At 68.8% G+C, this 13,331-nt stretch carries 14 protein-coding genes and 1 pseudogene; 13 read left to right on the forward strand and 2 right to left on the reverse strand.

Features of this window, described 5'->3' with window-relative positions:
- Positions 1 to 295 (reverse strand): annotated as a pseudogene (locus CON77_RS12340) (hypothetical protein); the annotation flags it as partial.
- A 104-nt stretch (positions 296 to 399) separates the two neighbouring features.
- Between CON77_RS12340 and CON77_RS12345 the strand changes: the two are divergent.
- Together CON77_RS12345 and CON77_RS12350 are read left to right on the forward strand one after the other, a co-directional pair.
- Complete coding sequence (locus tag CON77_RS12345) at positions 400 to 1,365, forward strand: LysR family transcriptional regulator (RefSeq protein WP_101049574.1); 966 nt, start codon at positions 400 to 402, stop codon at positions 1,363 to 1,365.
- Positions 1,362 to 2,216 carry a metallophosphoesterase gene (locus CON77_RS12350; RefSeq protein ID WP_101049576.1) on the forward strand — a complete coding sequence of 285 codons (855 nt, stop codon included), beginning with the start codon at positions 1,362 to 1,364 and terminating at the stop codon, positions 2,214 to 2,216. Before CON77_RS12345 ends, CON77_RS12350 begins: the two co-directional genes overlap by 4 nt.
- 26 nt (positions 2,217 to 2,242) lie before the next feature.
- Here the strand turns inward: CON77_RS12350 and CON77_RS12355 are convergent, their stop codons facing one another.
- On the reverse strand, positions 2,243 to 3,157 hold the full coding sequence (locus CON77_RS12355; protein ID WP_101049578.1) for a LysR family transcriptional regulator ArgP: 915 nt from the start codon (positions 3,155 to 3,157) through the stop codon (positions 2,243 to 2,245).
- Between the two features lie 126 nt (positions 3,158 to 3,283).
- Here CON77_RS12355 and CON77_RS12360 point away from each other — a divergent pair, with 126 nt between their 5' ends.
- The 11 genes from CON77_RS12360 (at position 3,284) to CON77_RS12410 (ending at position 13,161) form a co-directional block, all read left to right on the forward strand.
- On the forward strand, positions 3,284 to 4,612 hold the full coding sequence (locus CON77_RS12360) for a D-amino acid dehydrogenase (protein ID WP_101049579.1): 1,329 nt from the start codon (positions 3,284 to 3,286) through the stop codon (positions 4,610 to 4,612).
- A gap of 133 nt (positions 4,613 to 4,745) precedes the next feature.
- Positions 4,746 to 5,114, forward strand: a complete 369-nt coding sequence (locus CON77_RS12365) for a response regulator transcription factor (protein WP_232788527.1) — start codon at positions 4,746 to 4,748, stop codon at positions 5,112 to 5,114.
- Complete coding sequence (locus tag CON77_RS12370) at positions 5,111 to 5,728, forward strand: chemotaxis protein CheC (protein ID WP_101049581.1); 618 nt, start codon at positions 5,111 to 5,113, stop codon at positions 5,726 to 5,728. The genes CON77_RS12365 and CON77_RS12370 overlap by 4 nt, the downstream gene beginning before the upstream one ends.
- Positions 5,725 to 6,744 (forward strand): sensor domain-containing diguanylate cyclase, encoded by a 1,020-nt coding sequence (locus CON77_RS12375; protein WP_101049582.1) that lies wholly within the window; start codon positions 5,725 to 5,727, stop codon positions 6,742 to 6,744. Before CON77_RS12370 ends, CON77_RS12375 begins: the two co-directional genes overlap by 4 nt.
- A 2-nt stretch (positions 6,745 to 6,746) precedes the next feature.
- The gene (locus CON77_RS12380; protein ID WP_101049584.1) at positions 6,747 to 7,232 is read left to right on the forward strand and encodes a flavin reductase family protein; all 486 of its coding nucleotides are present in this window, start codon (positions 6,747 to 6,749) and stop codon (positions 7,230 to 7,232) included.
- Positions 7,229 to 8,128, forward strand: coding sequence for a DMT family transporter (locus tag CON77_RS12385; protein ID WP_232788528.1), 900 nt, complete (start codon positions 7,229 to 7,231; stop codon positions 8,126 to 8,128). The genes CON77_RS12380 and CON77_RS12385 overlap by 4 nt, the downstream gene beginning before the upstream one ends.
- Positions 8,129 to 8,272: 144 nt before the next feature.
- Positions 8,273 to 9,307 carry an ABC transporter ATP-binding protein gene (locus CON77_RS12390; protein ID WP_101049586.1) on the forward strand — a complete coding sequence of 345 codons (1,035 nt, stop codon included), beginning with the start codon at positions 8,273 to 8,275 and terminating at the stop codon, positions 9,305 to 9,307.
- A gap of 62 nt (positions 9,308 to 9,369) precedes the next feature.
- On the forward strand, positions 9,370 to 10,641 hold the full coding sequence (locus tag CON77_RS12395; protein WP_101049588.1) for an ABC transporter substrate-binding protein: 1,272 nt from the start codon (positions 9,370 to 9,372) through the stop codon (positions 10,639 to 10,641).
- A 15-nt stretch (positions 10,642 to 10,656) separates the two neighbouring features.
- Entirely contained in the window at positions 10,657 to 11,562 is a 906-nt protein-coding gene (locus tag CON77_RS12400) for an ABC transporter permease (RefSeq protein ID WP_101049590.1), read from the forward strand.
- 1 nt (position 11,563) lies between these two features.
- The gene (locus CON77_RS12405; RefSeq protein WP_101049592.1) at positions 11,564 to 12,454 is read left to right on the forward strand and encodes an ABC transporter permease; all 891 of its coding nucleotides are present in this window, start codon (positions 11,564 to 11,566) and stop codon (positions 12,452 to 12,454) included.
- On the forward strand, positions 12,451 to 13,161 hold the full coding sequence (locus CON77_RS12410) for a GntR family transcriptional regulator (protein ID WP_101049594.1): 711 nt from the start codon (positions 12,451 to 12,453) through the stop codon (positions 13,159 to 13,161). The genes CON77_RS12405 and CON77_RS12410 overlap by 4 nt, the downstream gene beginning before the upstream one ends.
- Positions 13,162 to 13,331: the final 170 nt, after the last annotated feature.

Genomic DNA, 13,331 nt, shown 5'->3' on the forward strand with positions numbered 1-13,331 from the left:
GGCGGGCGCGCCGCTGGCGCCAGGCGTCCAGGCCGCGCATGCACTGCTGGGCCAAGCGGCGTGCGGGCGCCGCCAGCAGCAGGCTGCCGGCGAACACCACCACCCACATGCCGACCCAGGCGGCGAACAGGTGGCCGTCGGCCCAGGTGTTGACCCATTGGTCGTCAAGCACGGCCACGGCCGCGACGGAAGCGGCCAGCAGCAGGGCCACCAAGGCGCGCGGGGCCGGGCGGCGCGCCGCAGGGGCGGTCGGCGTCGGGGGCAGGGCGGGGGTGCGGGCGGTCAAGGTCGGCATATCGATCTCCAAGATGCTGCAGTGCAGCAAGATTGGTGCAATACTAGGGTAATCCCTGATGTTTGTGTACTTAATTTTTGTAATGTCATGTATTCTCTCGGCTTATGAATGAGCTGAATTTCCGGACGCTGGACCTCAACCTGCTGCGGGTGTTCGACGAAGTCATGGTCGAACGCAACCTGACCCGGGCGGCGCACAACCTGGCCACCACCCAGCCGGCGGTGAGCAACGCCCTGCGCCGCCTGCGCGAGTTGGTGGGCGACGACCTGGTGCGGCGTTCGGGTTACGGCGTCGAGCCCACGCCGCTGGCCCTGACCCTGTGGCCCACGGTGCGCGAGGCCCTGCGGCAGTTGCGCGAATCGCTGGCGCCCGGGGTGTTTGATCCGGCGCAGGCGCAAAACCACTTTGTGTTGGCCATGGCCGACGCCACCGCGTCCAAATTGATGCCGGGTTTGGTCAACATCCTGGGGCACGAGGCCCCGGGCGTGACCTTGCGGGTGCTGCCCTTGGTGACGCGCGACCCGCGTCGCATGCTGGAAAGTGGCGAGGTCGACCTGGCCATCGGCCATTTCCCCGGTGTGCTGGCCGAGCTGGGTGCGGTGCATTTGCAGGAAAGCACGCCGCGCTACATGTGGCGCCGCCTGTACGACGGCGAGTACGTGGTGGTGATGCGCAAGGGCCACCCCTTGGCGCAAGGCCCTTTGACGCTGGACGACTATTGCGCCGCCCGCCACCTGCTGGTGAGCTTTTCCGGGCGCCCTTTTGGGTTCGTGGACGAGGCCTTGGCGGCCGTGTCGCGGCAGCGCCGGGTGGTGCTCACGGTGAACCAGTTTTTCACCGCCGGTGAGGTGGTGCTCAGCTCCGACCTCCTCACCGTGCTGCCGCGCCATTTTTTGGGCAGCACCGGGCGTGAATCCGAATTGGCGCACCGGCCGCTGCCGTTGGCGGTGCCCGACGTGCATGTGGACATGCTCTGGCACCGCCAGTCGCACGGCCTGAGCGCGCACCGCTGGTTGCGCGAAGCGCTGTGGCGCACCGTCAGCGAAACGCCGCTGGATGTGGGCCCATGAAACTGCAACTGCTCAGCGACCTGCACCTGGAGGCCAACCCCGGCTTCGAGGCCCGGCCCCACCCCCAGGCCGAGTTGCTGGTGCTCGCCGGCGACATCGGCTCCTACCAGACCCGGCCCGACGGCAGCCGCATGGCCGAGCCCGACTGGGGCCTGCGCCGCTTTTCGCCGCGGGCCGAACACGCCGCCTGGCCGGTGCCGGTGCTGTTCGTGCCCGGCAACCACGAGTACGACGGGCTGGACTTTGACGCGGTCCACGCGGAATTGCGCGCCACCTGCGAGCGCCTGGGCATCCTCTGGCTGGAGCGCGAAACCCGGGTGCTGGGCGGGGTGCGCTTCGTCGGTTGCACCTTGTGGAGCGATTACGACGCCCTGGCCGACGTGCCGCCCAAACGCAAACCGGCGCCCGGCCATGAGCCCGATCCGCTGACGCGGCGCCTGAAGCAGCGCGACAAGGCCTTGCGCGCCGCCGACTTCTACCTGCACAAGATGCAGACCCAGCGCAATGGCCAACTGTTCGATGCCGCTGCCATGCGCGAAGCCGGCCTGCACAGCCAGGCCTGGTTGCGTGACGCCCTGGCCCAGCCCTTCGACGGACCGACGGTGGTGGTGACCCACTTTGCGCCCAGCCTGCGCAGCGCCGACCCGCGTTACGGCCTGACCCCCGGCACGGCCGGCTTCTGCAATGCCCTGGACGACCTGCTGCCGCAGGCCGACCTGTGGCTGCACGGCCACCTGCACTGCGCGCACGACTACCGCGTGGGCCGCTGCCGGGTGGTGGCCAACCCGCTGGGTTACGTGGCCAAGGGCGAGCAGCAGGCCTTTCAGGACGAACTGCTGCTCCAGGTCTGAGCGGCGGCTCGCTGCGGCGAGGGGCCTCAGAGCGGGTCCAGGCTGGCGGTGGCGGCGGTGCGCAGGGCGGCCGACAGGCTGTCGAGCACGTCCGAGGCCAGGTTCCAGCAATGCCAGTACAGCGGCACGTGGAACACGTGGGGGGCGCCCACGTCCACCAGGCGGCCATCGGCCAGGGCCGGCGCCACCAGCGGGCGCGGCACCACCGTCACGCCCCAGCCGGCCAGGGCGGCGCGCACCTGCCCTTCCGATGACGGCACGTACAGCTGCTTGAGCGTGACCTGGCCGAGCGCGAAGGCGCGGCAGACGAAGTCGCGCTGCAGGTCGTCCTTGCGGTTGAAGGCGACGAAGGGCAGGCGGTGGAAGTTGTGGCGTGTCAGGCCTTCGGGCAAGGCGCTGGCGGCAAATTCGGGGCTGGCCACCGCCACGTAGGGCATGGCACCCAGCGGCTCCATGCGGCAGCCGCGCAGGGCCTGGCCGAGCGAGGTGACGCAGCCCAGCACCTGGCCTTCGCGCAGCCATTCGTGGGTGAAGTCCTGGTCGTCGTGGATGATTTCAATGGGCAGGCCGCCCTGTACCAGCGCCGAAATGGCGGGCAGCGCCCAGGTGGCGATGCTGTCGGCGTTGATCGCCACCGACACCCGGTCCTCGTCGCGCTGGCCGCGGGCCGAGTTGGGGGCCAGTTCGCGCAGGTCGTGCTCCAGGTCGGCGCGCAGCAGCCGCATCATCTTGGCGTGCTTGAGCATGAGCTGCCCGGCCGGCGTGGCCCGCAGCGGGCGGCTGCGCACGATCAGCACCGTGCCCACCTGCGCCTCCAGCGAGCGCAGGCGCTGCGACACCGCCGATTGGGTGATGGACAGGCGCTGCGCGGCGCGTTCGAAGCCACCCTCTTCCACGATGGCGGCGAGGCATTCCAGGGCGTCGGGGTCGAAGGTGCTCATGGGCGGGCATTGAATAAGACAAAGTGATCTTATCTGCGTTTGTTTAATCCCGCTTCATTTTTTGCGGCGCTTTGCGGATACTGCCGCCATCGACGGACTGGCCCGGGTGGGGCGAAGGAGCGCATCATGCGTGTGGTGGTTTTGGGGGCAGGCATCATCGGCACCAGCACGGCCTGGCATCTGCTGGAACGCGGCCACGAGGTGACGCTGGTGGACCGACAGCCCGACGCGGCGCTGGAAACCAGCTTTGCCAACGCGGCGCAGATTTCGGTCAGCTACTGCGAGCCCTGGGCCAACCGCGAGGCGCCGTTGAAGGCGCTGAAGTGGATGTTCGACCGCGAGGCACCGCTGCTGTTCCGCCCGCAACTGGACTGGGCCCAGTGGCGCTGGGGCCTGCAGTTCCTGGCGCAGTGCAACGACGCCGCTTTCGAACGCAACGTGGCGCAGATCGTGGCCCTGGGCGCTTTCAGCCACGAGACGCTCAAGGCCATGGTGGCGCAGACCGGCATCGAGTACCAGCGCTCGCAACGCGGCATTGCGCACTATTACACCGACACGAAATCTTTCGAAGGGGCCGCCGCGGCCGCCGAACTGATGCGCCGCCACGGCGTGCACCGCCGGGTGATCGACCGCGAGGAACTGCTGCGCATCGAGCCGTCGCTGCGGGCCTTTGGCGAGCGCCTGGTGGGCGGCACCTACACCGAGACCGACGAGCACGGCGACGCCCGCGTCTTCACCCAGAAGCTGGCGGCCCTGTGCGGGCAGCGCGGGGCGCGTGTGCTGTTCGGCCACCACATCGAGCGGCTGGCGGTCGAGGGCGGGCGCCTGCGCCGCGTCCACCTGCGCGACGCCACCCGCGGCAGCGCCCGGATGCTGGACGCCGACGCTTTCGTCGTGGCCTGTGGTTCCTACACCACACCTTTGCTGAAAACCGTGGGCGTGCACGTGCCCATCTACCCGGGCAAGGGCTACAGCGCCACGCTGCCGCTGCTGCGCCCCGAGGCCGCGCCCCAGGTCAGCATGATCGACGACGGCCGCAAGATCGCCATGTCGCGCCTGGGCGACACGCTGCGCGTGGCCGGCACCATCGAGCTGGGCGGTTTCGACCTGCGCCTGGACACGCCGGTGGCGCGTGCTCGCTGCGAAATGCTGGTGCGCCGCATCGAGGAGGTGTTCCCGGGCGTGGTCGACACACGCCTGCCGGCCCAGGGCGGCGAGCCGAATTTCTGGTGCGGCCTGCGCCCGGCCACGCCGACCAACATCCCGCTGATCGGGCGCACGCCGGTGGACGGCCTGTGGATCAACGCCGGTCACGGCACCCTGGGCTGGACCCACGGTGCCGGCTCCGGCCGGGCATTGGCCGAGTGGATCAGCGGCGAACGCCCGGCGCTGGCGATGCGCCTGGCCGGTGAGCCGGTGGCCGAGGCGCAGCGCTTCGGCCTGGCCCTGGCCTGAGCCAATCCTGCCGGGATACCAGACCAATCTACTGGGATTTTTCGCATTTTTCTGGGATGTTTCGGGGAAAATTCTGGGTTTTCTGCGACGGCGGTGCGTCCGCGCAGTCACTCACATTCCCAGAGGTGTCCGCGTGGGCAATCGATTGCTGGTGGTGGACGACAGCCGCGTCTCCCGCATGATCATCAAAGGCAAGGTGGCCAGTCTGTGCCCCGACTGGGAAGTGTTTGAGGCCGCCTCCGGCGACGAGGCCCTGGCCCTGGCGCCCCAGTTGCGCCCCCACTTCGTGACCATGGACGTGAACATGCCGGGCATCAGCGGCTTCGAGGCCGCCGACCGCCTGCGCGGGCTCCTGCCCCAGGCCCGTATCGCCCTGCTGACGGCCAACATCCAGGAAAGCAGCCGGGAGCGGGCGGCGGCCATGGGCGTCAAGTTCGTGCAGAAGCCGGTGACCGAGGCGGCCATCCAGCAGGCGGTGGATTACTTCACCGCGGTGCCATGACCCTCAACGAGCTAGAACTCGATGCCCTGGCCGAGTTGTTCAACCTCGGGGTGGGGCAGGCGGCCGATGCCCTGAGCCAGTTGGCCGGCGAGGCGGTGCAGCTGAGCATCCCCCGTGTGCAGCTCCTGCCCAAGGCCGAGGTGGTGCGCCAACTCGGCACCGAGGGCGAGCGCCGCATCAGCGCCGTGCGCCAGGGCTTCCACGGTGAAATCGTCACCGACGCGGTGCTGATGTTCCCGGCCGAGCAGAGCCTGCAGCTGGTGCAGATCATGGTGGGCGAGGCGGTGCCGCTGGAACAGCTGGGCGAGATGGAGCAGGAGGCGCTGGCCGAGATCGGCAACATCCTGCTCAACTCGGTGGTGGCCAGCGTGGGCGATGCCCTGGGCATCGAGTTCGACGGCAGCCTGCCCGAGGTGGAGCTGGGCGTGCTCTCCGAGGTGCTGCTGGCCAACGAGACGGTGACCGAGCCGCTGCTCAGCCTGCAGGTGCGCTTCGAGATCGCCTCGCGCAGCGTGGTCGGGCACCTGGCCTTCTTGCTCGACATCCGTTCCAGCGGTCGGCTGGAAAGCAAGGTGGCCGACTTCATCCGCCGGCTGCAAGTCGAGGCCCCATGAAATCCAGTGTGGACGAGGCCGGACGGCCCGTTCTGGGTCCTTGGGCCGAGTGGATGCTGGGCAATGTCCAGACCGGCCTGCTGGTGCTGGACGAGGCGCAGCGGGTGGTGTTTGCCAACCCCTGGTTGCTGCGCCGCGCCCGTTTGCCAGCGCACGAGGTGGTGGGCCGCCCCCTGCTCGACGTGTTTCCGCACTTGCGCGGTAGCCATTTCGAGCGTGCCCTGGCCGATGCCCTGCGCACGGGATTTCCGGCGGTGTTGTCCGAAACCCTGCACCGCTCGCCGCTGCCCCTGTTCCACCCGACGCCCTCGGGCGGCGAGCCGGTGCGGCTGAAGCAGTCCATCCAGATCGTGCCCATGGCCGGGGCCATGGCCCGCGCCGTGGGCCAGCGCCACGTGCTGGTGCAGGTGAGTGACGTGAGTCCGGCCGTGGCGCGCGAGCGCCTGCTCAAGCAGCAGGCCGAGCGCATGCACGCCATGGCGCACGTGGACGCCCTCACCGACATCGGCAACCGGCGCCATTTCGACGCCATGCTCGACCGCGAATGGCGCCACGCCTTGCGCCAGCGCCAGGGGCTGAGCCTGGTGCTGTTCGACATCGACCATTTCAAGCAGTACAACGACAGCTACGGCCACCAGCGCGGCGACGCCTGCCTCAAGACCGTGGCCAGTCTGATCGAGGCCATGGGCCAGCGCCCGCGCGACGTGGTCTGTCGTTACGGCGGCGAAGAGATCGGCATGATCCTCCCCGACACCGACCTGCCCGGCGCCCTGAAGCTGGCCCAGCAGGTGGTGGACGCGGTGCGGCGCGAAGCCATCCCACACGTGGTCAGCCCGCAGGGGGTGGTCACGGTCAGTGCGGGGGTGGCGTCCGAGGTGCCGGAGGCCGGCATCGGCGCCGACACCCTGCTGCTGCTGGCCGACCGCGCGCTGTACCAGGCCAAGCGCCTGGGGCGCGACCGCGTCGAGGTGCTGCTGCCCGCCAGCAAGACCCGCCGGGAGCCGGCACAATCCTAGGGATGCAGATTCCCACGACCGCGAGTTTTCGCGCCGCCCTGGGCCGTTTCGCCACCGGGGTGACCATCGTCACCGCCCGCGCGGCCGACGGCAGCCTGGTGGGCCTGACCGCCAATTCCTTCAATTCCGTGTCGCTCGACCCGCCGCTGGTGCTGTGGAGCCTGTCGCGCCAGTCGGCGTCCATGCCGGTGTTCCAGGCCGGCACGCACTACGCCATCCACGTGCTCGGCGCCCAGCAGCGCGAGCTGGCCCAGCGTTTTGCCAGCAAGGGGGTGGACCGCTGGGCCGGTGTGCCTTACACCGAAGGGGCCAGCGGCGCCCCGCTGCTGGACGGGGCGGTGGCGGTGTTCGAGTGCTTCAACCGCAGCCGTTACGAAGAGGGCGACCACGTCATCTTCGTCGGCGAGGTGGAGCGTTGCCGCCACCGCGCCGACACCCCGCCCCTGCTGTACCACGGCGGGCGCTTCTACACGGAGCACCCCTTGTGACCGCCCCGGTGGCGCGCAAAGCCCACCTGGACCGCCTGGCCATCGGGTTGCTGGTGGCGTGCTGCGCGTTCTGGGGCTTCCAGCAGATCCTGATCAAGTCGACCGTGGACGAGGTGCCGCCCCTGTGGCAGGCCTCGCTGCGCTTCCTGGGGGCCACGGTGCTGCTGGCCATATGGTGCCGCTGGCGCGCGGTGCCCTTGTTCCAGCGCGACGGCACCGGGCGCGCGGGCGTGCTGGCCGGCCTGCTGTTCGCGGGCGAATTCGCCGGCATCTACCTGGGCCTGCAGCACACCAGCGCTTCGCGCCTGACGGTGTTCCTCTACACCTCGCCTTTCGTGGTGGCCTTGCTGCTGCCGCGCTTTGTGCCCAGCGAACGGCTGCGGCCGCTGCAATGGACGGGCTTGCTGCTGGCCTTCGCATCGGTGGCGGTGGCTTTCAGCGAGGGCTTTGCCCACTCCAGCCGCACCCAGCTGATGGGCGACGCCATCGCCCTGGCCGCCGGCACCCTGTGGGGGTTGACGACGCTGCTGATCCGCACCAGCCGGCTGGCACAGGCCAGCCCGGAGAAGACCCTGTTCTACCAGGTGGCCGTGACCGCGGCGGTGGCGCCGCTGCTGTCGCTGGCGCTGGGCGAGCCTTGGGGCTGGGGCTATTCCGGCCAGGCCTGGGTGTCCATCGGCCTGCAGACGGTGGTCGGCGCCTTCGCCAGCTACCTGACCTGGATGTGGCTGTTGCGCCACTACCCGGCCACGCAGATGTCGTCCTTCGTGTTCCTGACACCGGTGTTCGCGCTGCTGTTCGGCGTGGGCCTGCTGGGCGAGCCGCTGACGCTGCAGCTGGTGCTGGCGTTGCTGGGGGTGGCGGTGGGCATCGTGCTGGTCAGCCGCAAGGCTTGAACCGGCCCGGAACCATCCGGGTGCGCGGCGCGGGCACGGCGGTGCACGCCGCCCCATAAATGGTGCACAAATGGCAGAAATTTTGTATGCAATCTGTTTTTTGATTGCATACAAGGTTGGCACGGGGGTTGCATCACCCTGGGCATGAGCCCCACCGCCCCCGCTTCTTCCTCGCTGGAATTGATCGCGCTGACCAAGCGCTACGACCACGCCGCCGTGGCGGTCGATGGCATCGACCTGCGCATTCCGGCCGGCAGCTACTGTTGCTTGCTGGGGCCGTCGGGCTGCGGCAAAAGCTCCACCCTGCGCATGATCGCCGGGCACGAAACCGTCAGCAGCGGCGACGTGTTGCTGGCCGGGCGCAACATCACCGACCTGCCGGCGGCCGAGCGCGGCACCGCCATGATGTTCCAGAGCTACGCCCTGTTCCCGCACCTGAGCGCGCTGGACAACGTGGCCTTCAGCCTGAAGATGCGCGGCGTGGGCACGGCCGAGCGCCGCGCCCAGGCGCAGGACCTGCTGGAGCGCGTCGCCATGGGCCACCTGGCGCAGCGCAAGCCGGGTGAGCTGTCGGGCGGGCAGCAGCAGCGCGTGGCGCTGGCGCGCGCCCTCATCACCCGGCCGCAGGTGCTGCTGCTGGACGAGCCGCTGTCGGCGCTGGACCCGTTTCTGCGGGTGCAGATGCGCGCCGAGCTGCGCAGCTGGCAGCGCGAACTGGGGCTGACCTTCGTCCACGTCACCCATTCGCAGGAAGAGGCCATGGCCCTGGCCGACCAGATGGTGGTGATGAACCACGGCCGCATCGAACAGGCGGCCAGCCCGCGCGAGGTGTTCAACGCCCCGGCGACCGAATTCGTGGCCAGCTTCATGGGCGGGCACAACGTGTTCGACGACACCGCCACCGGTGGCCGCGTGGCCGTGCGCGCCGACCGGCTGGCGTTGCACTTGAGCGCCGACGCCACCGCGGGCCAGCCGCACGCCCAGGGCCAGGTGCGCGACATCGAGTACCAGGGCACCTACGTGCTGCTCGGCATCGAGGCCGGGGCAGGCACCAGGGCGGCCCGCAGCATCCAGGTCAGCCTGTCCGAGGCCGAGTTCCAGCGCCAGCCGGTGCAACCGGGCCAGCCGGTCTGGGTGTCGTGGCGGCCGGAACAGGCGCACCGCCTGGCCGCGCGCTGAAGCGTTTTTTCCCACCGCCGCCTGACGGCTTCAGGTTTTTCATCCCACCAGGAGTTTTGTCCATGTCGAACACCGTTGACACCCCGAGCGCCGAACCCCAGCGCCGCCAACTGCTCAAGGGCACCGCCGCCATTTTGGCCAGCGGCATGTTCCCGGCCATCCACGCGCAGGAAAAGGTGACGCTGCGCTACCTCGGCACCGCGGTGAACCAGGACAAGGCCATCGCCGAAAAATTCGAGGCCGACACCGGCATCAAGATCCAGTACGTGGCCGTGACCACCGACGAGGTCACCAAGCGCGCCATCACCGCGCCCAACAGCTTCGACCTGATCGACACCGAGTACTTCTCGCTCAAGAAAATCATCCCCAGCGGCAACCTGCTGGGCATCGACAGCAAGCGCATCAAGCACGCCGACAAGATCACCAGCCTGTTCACCAAGGGCGAAGTCGCCGGCAAGAAGGTGGGCGACCAGGGCACCGCGCCGAAGAAGGTGATGTACCTCGAATCGCCCAGCGCCAAGAAGTTCGCCAGCGCGCCGACCCAGTTCATGACGCTGATCCCCACCGTCTACAACGCCGACACCCTGGGCATCCGCCCCGACCTGATCAAGCGCCCCATCTCCTCGTGGGCCGAACTGCTGAACCCCGAGTTCAAGGGCAAGGCGGCGATCCTGAACATCCCGTCCATCGGCATCATGGACGCGGCGATGGTGGTGGAGGCCATGGGCCTGTACAAGTACCCCGACAAGGGCAACATGACCAAGAAGGAGATCGACCTCACCATCAAGACACTGATCGAAGCCAAGAAGGCCGGCCAGTTCCGCTCGTTGTGGAAGGACTTCAACGAGAGCGTGAACCTGATGGCCTCGGGCGAGGTGGTGATCCAGTCCATGTGGAGCCCGGCCGTGACGGCGGTGCGCACCAAGGGCATCGACTGCACCTTCCAGCCGCTGAAAGAGGGCTACCGCGCCTGGGCCGCCGGCTTTGGCCTGCCCAAGACCCTGTCGGGCAAGAAGCAGGACGCAGCATACGAGTTCATCAACTGGTTCCTCGACGGCTGGGCCGGCGCCTACCTGAACCGCCAGGGCTACTACAGCGCCGTGCTCGACACCGCCAAGGCCAAGATGGAGGCCTACGAGTGGGCCTACTGGATGGAAGGCAAGGCCGCCACCCAGGACATCAAGAGCCCCAACGGCGACGTGCTGGCCAAGAAGGGCGCGGTGCGCGACGGCGGCAGCTACGAGCAGCGCATGGGCGGTATCGCCTGCTGGAACGCCATCATGGACGAGAACGAGTACATGGTGCGCAAGTGGAACGAGTTCGTCGCCGCCTGACGGTCTGAGGCCCGCATGAGCACCGCCGCGAAACCCCCACGCGCCCACACCGGGCTGCACCCCTGGTGGCAGGCGCTGCCGTTTTCGGCGGTGTTCCTGCTGTTTTTCCTCGTGCCCCTGGGGCTGGTCGTCATGGTCAGCTTCTGGGACTTCAACGACTACGAGCTGCTGCCCGCCTTCACCTGGCGCAACTACGTGTCGATGTGGGAGGGTTGCAGCCGCCTGACCGAGCACGGCGACTTCTGCGTCACCCTCTCCACCTACCTGTCCACCCTGCAGTTCACCCTGCTGACCTGGGCCGTGACCCTGGTGCTGGGCTTCGCGCTGGCCTATTTCCTGGCCTTCCACGTGCGCTCGCCCGGCATGCAGACCCTGCTGTTCGTGCTCTGCACCGTGCCGTTCTGGACGTCCAACGTCATCCGCATGATCTCGTGGGTGCCCCTGCTGGGCCGCAACGGCCTGGTGAACCAGGGCCTGCAAGGCCTGCACCTGACCGACGGCCCGCTGGACTGGCTGCTGTTTTCCAACTTCTCGGTGCTGCTGGCCTTTGTCCACCTCTACACCATGTTCATGATCGTGCCCATCTTCAACTCCATGATGCGCATCGACCGCTCGCTGCTGGAGGCCGCCAAGGACGCCGGCGCCAGCGCCTGGCAGACGCTGTGGCACGTGGTGGTGCCGCTGTCGCGCACCGGCATCCTGATCGGCTCCATCTTCATCGTCACCATCGTCATGGGCGACTTCGTCACCGTGGGCGTGATGGGCGGGCAGCAGATCGCCTCCATCGGCAAGATGATCCAGGTGCAGACCTCGTACCTGCAGTTCCCGCTGGCCGCGGCCAACGCGGTGGTGCTGCTGCTGACGGTGCTGATGATCGTCTGGGGCCTGACCCGCGTGGTCGACATCCGCAAGGAGCTGTGACATGGCCCGTTTCCGCGAACCCCGTGCGCCCGGCTTCTGGCCGCTGGCCGCCGTGTTTGGCCTGTTCGTGCTGTTTCTGTACGGCCCGATGCTGACCATCTTTGCCCTGAGCTTCCAGGGCCCCGAGGGCGGCCTGACCTTCCCGATGCGCGGCGTGTCGCTGCACTGGTACCGCCAGCTTGCCGAGGGCCTGGGCGTGGTGGACATTGGAGCGGCGTTCAAGCGTTCGCTGGCGCTGGGCGTGACGGTGATGGTGCTGACGGTGGGGCTGTCGCTGCTGGCGGCGCTGGCTTTTCGCAAGCGGCTGCGCGGCGGCAACGCGCTGTTCTACGTCACCGTGGCCAGCCTGATCATGCCGTCCATCGTGGTGTCGCTGGGCATCGGCCTGCAGTTTCGGCTGATCGACACCGTGCTGCGCAGCGTGTTCGAGCACTGGGAGATGACCGAATACCTGGAATCCTTCAACACCAGCCTGGGCCTGTTCACCTCGGCCCTGGGGGCGCACCTCACCTGGACGCTGCCCTTTGGCCTGCTCATCATGTTCGCGGTGTTCAACCGCTTCAACCCGGCCTACGAGGAGGCCGCGCGCGACCTGGGCGCCACGCCCTGGCAGACCTTCCGCCACGTGGTGCTGCCGTTGATCGCGCCCTCGGCCATCGGGGTGGGCATGTTCGGCTTCACCCTGAGCTGGGACGAAATCGCCCGCACCTCGCAGGCCATCGGCGACGTCAACACGCTGCCGCTGGAACTGCAGGGCCTGACCACCACCGTCACCACGCCGGCCATTTACGCGCTGGGCACGCTGACCACGGTGGTGTCGTTCGCGGTCATGGGCCTGGCCATGGCGGCGACCTGGGCCTTGCGCCAGCGCCAGAAGGGGGCCGCCCGATGAGCGACGTCGACAGCGCGCCCGTGGCCCTGTCCGATGCCGAGATGCACGAGCGCATCGTCTCGGCGGTGCTGGACCACCGCCTGCCGCCGGGCACCCGGCTGGTGGAAGACAAGCTGGCGGCGGCGTTCGGGGTGTCGCGCACCCGCATCCGGCCGGTGCTGGCGCGCCTGGCCAGCGAGCGCCTGGTGACGCTGATCCCGAACCGCGGCGCCGTGATCGCCGAGCCCACGCCGCAGGAGGCGCAGGAGGTGTTCGAGGCGCGTTGCCTGATCGAACCCACGCTGGTGGAGCGGTTTCTGGTGCGCGCCAGCGACGGCGACATCGCCGGTTTGCGCGGCCTGATCGAGGCCGAAGAGGCGGCCCGTGCCCAGGGCGATCTGCAGCGCGCCATCCGCCTGTCGGGCGAGTTCCACCTGCGCATCGCCGCGGTGTCGGGGCAGGCCACGCTGGGGCGCATTTTGCGCGAGCTGGTGTCGCGCACCTCGCTCATCCTCATGGCCTATGGGCCGAGCGGCGGGGCGCCACGCCAGCACGCCGCGGCCTGCGGTTGCGACGAGCACCGCGCCCTGCTGCAGGCCATCCGCCTGCGCATCGCGCCCGAGGCCAGGCGGCTGATGCGCGAGCACCTGCAGCGCATCGAAGCCAGCCTGGTGTTTCCCACCGACGCGCCGCCCAGCGGCGAGCTGGCCGACCTGCTGGGCCTGTGAGCCGGTCATGACGCGCACGCTGCTGCTGATCAACCCCAACACCACCGCGGCCATCACCGGCACGGTGGCCGAGCACCTGGTCGCGGCCGGCCCGCCGGGGGTGCGGGTGCAGGCCGTGACCGCCCGCTTCGGGGCGCCCTACATCGCCTGTGAAACCAGCTACGCCGTGG

It is taken from the genome of Macromonas nakdongensis (assembly GCF_002837145.1).
GTDB classification, from domain to species: domain Bacteria; phylum Pseudomonadota; class Gammaproteobacteria; order Burkholderiales; family Burkholderiaceae_C; genus Macromonas_B; species Macromonas_B nakdongensis.